Raw genomic sequence first — 2,098 nt, 5'->3', positions numbered from 1 at the left:
CAGCATGTCGATGAGGGCGGTGCCGGGTAGGAGGGTGGTGTCGTTGACGCGGTGGTCGGTGAGCCAGGGGTGGGTGGTGGTGGAGAGTCGGCCGGTGAGGATGGTGGTGTCGGTGTCGGCGAGGTCGAGGCGTGCGGTGAGTAGGGGGTGTTCGATGCTGGTGAGGCCGGTGCTGGTGAGGTCGCCGGTGGTGGTGTGGGTGAGCCAGTAGCGTTGGTGTTGGAAGGGGTAGGTGGGCAGGTCGATGGTGTTCACGCCGGTGGGGAACACGGCGGTCCATCGCACGGTCGTGCCGGTGGCCCAGATCCGGCCGCTGCCGGTCAGGATCTGACGCATGTCGGGCTGGTCGCGGTGCAGGGAACCGACGACGGTGCCGCCGGGGAACTCGTCGAGGACGGTTTCGATGTGCGAGGTCAGCACCGGGTGTGAGGACACCTCCACGAAGGTGGTGTGACCGGACGCGGCCAGCGCGTGGATGGCGTCGGTGAAACGAACGCTCTGACGCAGGTTCCGGAACCAGTAGTCCACGCCCGGTGCGCTGGTGACCCAGTCCACGTCCACGGTGGAGAACCAGGCGACCCGCGGCGGACGGGTCTGCAGTCCGGCAAGCGCCTCGGTCAACTGCTCCCGGATGGTGTCCACCTGATCGGAGTGGGAAGCGTAGTCCACCGCGATCCGCCGGCCCCGCACACCGGTGCGTTGCGCCCAGTCCAGAACGGCGTCCACCGCCTCGGGCGGCCCGGCCACCACGACCGAACGCGCCGCGTTCACCGCCGCGATCTGCAGACCACCGGTCAGCGGCACCTCCGAGGCCGACACCCCCAACGACGCCATCGCACCACCACCGGCCAGCCGCTGCCCGATCAACCGGGACCGCAGCACCACCAACCGCGCCGCGTCACGCAGCGACAACACCCCCGCCACACACGCCGCCGCGATCTCCCCCTGCGAATGCCCCACCACCGCGTCCGGGACCACACCCAACGACTCCCACACCGCCGCCAACGACACCATCACCGCGAACGACACCGGCTGGACCACATCCACCCGATCCAGCGGCGGCGCACCCGCGACGCCCTCCAACACCTCCCACAACGACCAGTCCACGAACTCCGACAACGCCACCGCACACTCGGCCAACCGCTCCCGGAACACCGGCGAGACCGCCGCCAACTCCACCCCCATCCCCGCCCACTGCGCCCCCTGACCCGGGAACACGAACACCGACCTACCCACCCCACCACCACCACCGCCGCCGCCGGCCGGCACCACCTGACCCGAGGCGACCTCCTCCAACCCGGCCACCGCCTCCTGCACCGACCCGGCAACCACCACCACCCGCCGCTCCAACGCCGCCCGACCCGCCGCCAACGACCACCCCACCTCCAGCAACGACCCACCCGAACGCACCACCTCCACCAACCGCGACGCCACCTCCCGCAACGCCCCGTCATCACGCGCCGACAACACCAACGGCACCACCACGCCCTCCGGCACCACCACCGCAGCAGCCACCTCCCGCGGCGGCTCCTCCACGATCACATGCGCATTAGTGCCACTGACCCCGAACGACGACACCCCCGCACGACGAACACGATCACCGACCGGCCACGCCCGGTCCACGTCCAACAACCGCACCCCACCCGCAGACCAATCCACATGCGACGACGGATTCTGCGCATGCAGACTCCGCGGCAACAACTCATGCTCAAACGCGAGCACCATCTTCATCACACCCGCAACACCAGCAGCAGCCTGCGTGTGACCAAGATTCGATTTCACCGACCCCAACCACAACGGACCGACCCCACCCCGATCCCGACCATAAACCGACAACAACGCACTCGCCTCGATCGGATCACCCAACGTCGTGCCCGTCCCATGCGCCTCCACCACATCCACATCACACGCACCCACACCAGCCGCCACCAACGCCTGCCGCACCACCCGCTCCTGCGACGGACCATTCGGCGCCGTCAAACCATTCGACGCACCATCCTGATTAACCGCCGACCCCCGCACCACACCCAAAACCCGATGCCCCCGACGCCGCGCATCCGACAACCGCTCCACCAACAACACCCCCACCCCCTCGGAC

General features: G+C 68.8%; 1 protein-coding gene. It reads right to left on the bottom strand.

Translation table 11 applies throughout. The features are described from left to right. Positions 1–2,022 (bottom strand): type I polyketide synthase (locus ACZ31C_RS32195; RefSeq protein WP_465798501.1); only part of this gene is annotated, 2,022 nt, incomplete at its 3' end. Between the last annotated feature and the right edge of the window lie 76 nt (positions 2,023–2,098).

Source organism: Micromonospora sp. NPDC023869, from assembly GCF_055559695.1.
Note: the sequence above shows the minus strand (reverse complement) of the source record. Positions and strands in the feature narration are given on the sequence as shown.